This is a genomic window from Vibrio sp. OPT20 (genome assembly GCF_963889365.1).
GTDB classification, from domain to species: Bacteria; Pseudomonadota; Gammaproteobacteria; order Enterobacterales; family Vibrionaceae; genus Vibrio; species Vibrio splendidus.
Genome location: NZ_CAWPOA010000078.1, coordinates 14,969 through 20,249 on the forward strand (window position 1 = coordinate 14,969; position 5,281 = coordinate 20,249).

The 5,281-nt window shown below is 48.1% G+C and carries 5 protein-coding genes and 1 pseudogene; all 6 read left to right on the plus strand.

Going from position 1 to position 5,281, the window contains the following annotated elements:
• Positions 1 to 425 (plus strand): annotated as a pseudogene (locus AACR09_RS17180) (hypothetical protein); the annotation flags it as partial.
• Between the two features lie 86 nt (positions 426 to 511).
• Positions 512 to 1,210, plus strand: a complete 699-nt coding sequence (locus AACR09_RS17185; RefSeq protein ID WP_193835424.1) for an ABC transporter ATP-binding protein — start codon at positions 512 to 514, stop codon at positions 1,208 to 1,210.
• Positions 1,198 to 2,490 (plus strand): ABC transporter permease, encoded by a 1,293-nt coding sequence (locus tag AACR09_RS17190; protein WP_193835425.1) that lies wholly within the window; start codon positions 1,198 to 1,200, stop codon positions 2,488 to 2,490. Before AACR09_RS17185 ends, AACR09_RS17190 begins: the two co-directional genes overlap by 13 nt.
• Complete coding sequence (locus AACR09_RS17195) at positions 2,483 to 3,265, plus strand: outer membrane lipoprotein-sorting protein (protein WP_193835426.1); 783 nt, start codon at positions 2,483 to 2,485, stop codon at positions 3,263 to 3,265. The genes AACR09_RS17190 and AACR09_RS17195 overlap by 8 nt, the downstream gene beginning before the upstream one ends.
• 9 nt (positions 3,266 to 3,274) lie before the next feature.
• A complete protein-coding gene (locus tag AACR09_RS17200; RefSeq protein WP_193835427.1) occupies positions 3,275 to 4,567 on the plus strand; it encodes a hypothetical protein in 1,293 nt (430 codons plus the stop codon).
• On the plus strand, positions 4,567 to 5,281 hold a 715-nt coding region (locus AACR09_RS17205; protein WP_228010729.1), incomplete at its 3' end, for a sensor histidine kinase. The genes AACR09_RS17200 and AACR09_RS17205, both read left to right, overlap by 1 nt.

Below are 5,281 nucleotides of genomic sequence, written 5' to 3' on the forward strand. Positions count from 1 at the left end.
TGGGGCGTGATGCGTTCTTACCTTGGAACAAGATGAAGTATGTGGAAAAGGGTTTGTCGACCATTGATAAATCACTGGTGCTGCTTAAAGACGAAGACCAACCGATTCATGAACAACCTCGTGTTCAAGGGCTGCCAGATTCTTACCTAACTCGCGCCATGGCTGCTGTGACTTACACTTCTCTGCCAGACATGTTTAACCATTTCGATCGTGGTTATGACTTGTTCCTCTCGTTACTCGCGGAAGATGATTTCCAACAACAACATTTCGCTGCGACCTCGTGGATTTACCGTTACGCCATTACCGCATCGATTCGTGCTGAAGACTTCGAGCAAGCACAGGTGTGGCTTGAAAAAATGGAAAGTACCGATGCCGGAAACATCGAGACCATGACAGCGAAGGCCCTAATAGCGAAAGCTAAATAACAGCTGCGAATGCTAAATAGCGGTTTACTTAAGCTCATTAACAACTGCGAACGCTTAAGAATGATGGGTAATCAGAGGACAAGGGAATGATTGAATTTAAAAATATCGGCAAAGCGTATGTCACGGGCGGTCAACGTGTTGATGCATTAAACGGGGTCGATGGACATATCCAACGTGGTGAAATGGTGGCGTTATGTGGCCCGTCGGGTTCAGGGAAAAGCACACTTTTGAATATTTTGGGTTTGTTGGACATGGACTACCGAGGGCAGATCAATATTGATGGCCAACCGTATCCAACAGAGCAAATCGCCGCTGCACGTTTTCGTCGTCAGTCGTTGGGTTTTGTATTTCAGCGCTTCAATCTGGTTCCTGTGATGACCGCGCTAGAAAACGTCGCTTACCCATTGATGTTGAACCAATGCTCAAAACAAGAACAGCAGACCAGAGCTCAAGAGATGTTAGAGCGTGTTGGGCTAGGAGATTACGTTCATCACCGTCCAGACAACCTTTCAGGCGGTCAGCAGCAACGTGTTGCGATAGCCAGAGCCCTTATCCATAACCCAAGCTTGGTGATTGCCGATGAGCCGACCGCTAGCTTAGACAGCCACACCGCCAACCTTGTGATCGACATTATGAAAGAGCTCGGCCACGAAATGGGCACGACTTTTATCATCGCAACGCACGACCCAAGAATGGCGCAGCGTTGTGACCGAGTGATTGAACTTATCGACGGTCAACTGGCGCCACAAGCTGCAACCACGGAGGCGATCTCATGGGCAAGTTAACACAAAGAATGAGCACTTTCTTGCTTCCTACCTCGGTGCGTTTGGCGTGGCTTAACTTATTAAGAAACGGTCGTCGTAGTTTGCTTTCGGTGTTGATCATCGCCATTGCGGTATTTGCACTCACCAGTGCGGGTGGTTATGGGCTTTACACCTACGAATCCTTAAGGGAATCGACCGCGCGCGATACTGGTCATCTCACTTTGAGCACGCCGGGCTATTTTGAACAAGACGAAGACATGCCATTGAGCAATGGTCTAGACAACGTTCAAGCGCTTACCAAGAGCATCATTGGTGACAGTGACGTGCGTGGCGTACAGCCGCGAGTCTATTTTAGTGGCTTGGTGTCTAACGGCAGTAAGTCGACCATCTTTATGGGAACGGGTGTTAATGAGCGTGAGTTCGACATGAAAGGTCCATTCCTTGATGTGCGCAGCGGGCAAACCCTGTCGGATGTGAAATCCCCAAGATACGACAGTCAAGAGCCACAAGTAATGCTGGGAACTGACCTTGCTCGTAACCTCAAAGTTGTGGTTGGTGATTGGGTTACACTGCTTGCGACTACTAGTGATGGCGCTTTGAATGCCTTTGATTTTAGGGTGCAGGGCATCTACTCGACAGGGGTGCCTGAGCTGGATAAGCGTCAATTGTATGTTCATATCACCACTGCTCAAGAGCTTTTGGCCTCAGACAAAGTCAGTACCTTGTCGGTGTTCCTATTTGAAACAAGCATGACTTCAATCGTTCAACAGCGTATCCAAACGGCTTTAGATCGAAATAGCGCGAGCCAAAGCGATCAAGGCACAGAGATCACCCCATGGCAAGATCGTGCGTTTTTCTACACCAAGGTTAAAGATCTTTACGACCGGATCTTCGGCATCATGGGCGCGGTGATGGCATTGGTGGTGTTTGTGTCGCTGTTTAACACCATGACCATGTCGGTGACTGAGCGCACTCGTGAAATTGGCACCTTGTCGGCTCTTGGTAGTTACCCTTCTGAAATTGTCGCAGGCTTCTTAAAAGAGGCGGGATTGCTGGCGGTGATTGGCAGTGCGATTGGCGCTTTAGTGAGTGGCTTAGTGTCGGTGTTACTGCTGGTGGTTGATATACAAATGCCACCACCTCCCGGCAGAACCGAGGGCTACCCACTCAATATTTACTTCTCATTGGAATTAGTTGGTTACGCCACTTTAGGTGTGCTGACGATATGTTTGTTGGCTGCTTATTTCTCTGCTCGCAAAGGCGTGAATAAGCCAATCACGGAGGCGCTGGTTTATGTATAAATTTACTCGTTTACTCACTGTTTTAGGTTCTGTATTGGTTTTGGTTCTAGCATCGACACCAAGCTGGGCAGTCGATTCACAACAAGTCACTGAGATGATCGCCAAGGCAGATAGCTACCGCTTGAACAGCGCACAAGCCTCTAAGGTAGTGTCTGTGGTGGCGCTGTATCAAGACGAGCAACTGGACAAAACCCGTGAATACAACGTCTACACAAGGCCAAACCGAGAGTCACTAGTGGTCTTTAAATCAGCCGTCGAGACTGGGCAAAAGATGCTGATGATTGAAGATAACTATTGGTTGTTGATGCCGAAATCTCGTCGACCAATTCGTATCACACCGATGCAAAAGCTATTGGGCGAAGCCTCGGTAGGGGATATCTCGACGCTGACGTGGAGCGAAGACTACCAAGGGGAGTGGGTTGCCGAGCAACAGGTTGAGATGCCGACTGGCGAGACACTAAATACCCATCACCTAAAGCTCGCGGCGAAAACCAAGGGTGCCAGCTATCAATCGATTGATCTGTGGTTAACGGCAGATCGAGCATTCCCAGTTAAAGCGGATATGTATCTGCGTTCGGGAAAACTGGCGAAGCAAGCGTGGTTTACCGAAGGCGTGCGAGATGGATTACCAACCGTTGTGTCGATGACCTTGCTCGATAAGATTCAACCAAGCAAGAAAACCGTGATTGAGTATCGCGAAGTGATTGAACAAAGCTTGGAAGACAAATACTACAACCCTGCTTACTTATCGCGTAACAGTGTGTCTGGGCTTTAGGTGGGTGTCATGAAAGCTTCCAATCGCCGATTCCACATCAAGTCTTCAATCGCTACTTTGCTTGCTTTGTCTTGTGTGAGTAACACGATTCAAGCGGACGATCTGAACTTGGCGTGGGATTGGCAACTCAGTGCAGAAGCCGTTGAATCGCGAGAGTCGCCATTCAGCCCCTTACCATCTAATAATCGTCAGTCATTCAATGGCTTGCTGGATCTTGAGGTTGGATATGGCAATTGGCTTGGTCTGTTTGCAGTGAAAGCCAATGATATTCTAAGCAATAACCCTCAAGAACAAGACGCGAGCTTCGAATCGGAATTCATTGTGCGTGAGTTGTTCTGGCAAGGTGGAGTTGAGCTGTCGAATTCAGCGTTCGGTGACTACTATCTTGATGTCACGCTCGGCAAGGTTCGCCTTGATTGGGGCGTGGGTTATGGCTACCGACCTTTAGACATCATCAAGCCTTATCGACAAAACCCGGTAGGCATTGTCGCAGAAGAGGGCGCGGGTGTGGCCTCGGCGTCACTGTTCGATATGACGGGAGAATGGACACTGCTTTACAGCGATTCGTCATGGACTTCTCAAGACGTAAATGAATTCGAAAAGCAGAACCAGCAACAAGGATTTGGGTTACGTCGTTACAACCTAGTGGGTGACCATGAGTATCAGTGGGTCGCTTATTATGACGATGTACGTCACGGCTTACTTGGGGCGAGTTTAGTGTCGGTATTAAACCTCGCGTGGGAGTTTCACGGCTCGGTGGTCTATCAACGACAAAGCCTTGGATACAGCCAGCCTGATTCAATGCTTAAACCGGTTTATCTTGAAGAGCAGGGCGAGGCTTATCAGGCGTTGGCAGGACTTACGTGGGCCAATGACACCGGCCACAATGTGGTGTTGGAATACTGGTTTGATAGCCGAGCGTGGAGTAATTCTGAGTGGCAAAGCGCAATAGAAAGTGCCGAGTCTTTGTCGGTTAATCCGATGACAGCATCACTGGCCGGTTCTTACGCGCAAGGTTATCAACACGCCAATTTGGTTCAACACAACATTATGTTTCACTGGTCTCTGGATTCGACACATGGCTGGTTTGAAGATATCACGCCGACATTTGATGTGATGTTGTCTCCACAAGATGGCGGCTTTATTGCGACCCAGTGGCTCAACTATCAGGCTTTAGATAATGGCAATTCATCGTTGGATTTGGAACTTGCTGCACGCTTTCTAGGCGGTAACAGTGATTCTGCTTACGCCAACTTACCCGATAGTCATATGATTCTTTTAAATATCAAAGGACGATTCTAATGAACACTTTTTCAAACGGTAAGTTTCCATGGATTAAAAGCTTTACGCTGACCACGCTGTTTTGTTTCGTTATCGCCATCACCACACAGACAATTTGGGGCGGCGATCTTGTGGTCAATCTCGCGATAAGCTTTGGTTTTGGCTACAGCGCGGTGGGTTCTTCTTTTATCTTGGTTGAGGTGTTTAAGAGGAAATCAAAGGTGTTTGATGTAGGGATCTCAATGGTGATTGCGATGACCTTTGGTACCTTGAACGCGCACTATTGGTTAAACGGATATTTTGGATCCAATATCTCGGACCTTAAATCCGTAGTCTTGCTCGGTGTGATCTTCTGTTCGGTTTGCTATTACTACTTCTATACACGAGAGCAACAACTACGCGCCGATAACGAATTGGAAGTGGCCAAGCGTCGTCAGGCCGATCAAGAAAAGGTGGTGGTGCTGAGTCAGCTTAAGCAACTGCAAAGCCAAATTGAACCGCACTTCTTGTTCAACACACTTGCGACCATCAATGTGTTGATTGAGAGTGATAGCGCGAAAGCCAAGTTGATGCTCGAAAAACTGACTGACTTATTGCGTGTGACTCTTAAAAACAGCCGCACCGAGCAATCGACCATCGCACAAGAGGTCGACTTGTTAGACGCTTATCTTAATATTCAGAAGATACGCTTGGGGGAGCGCTTAGTGTTCTCGATTGAAACACACGAGATTAGCG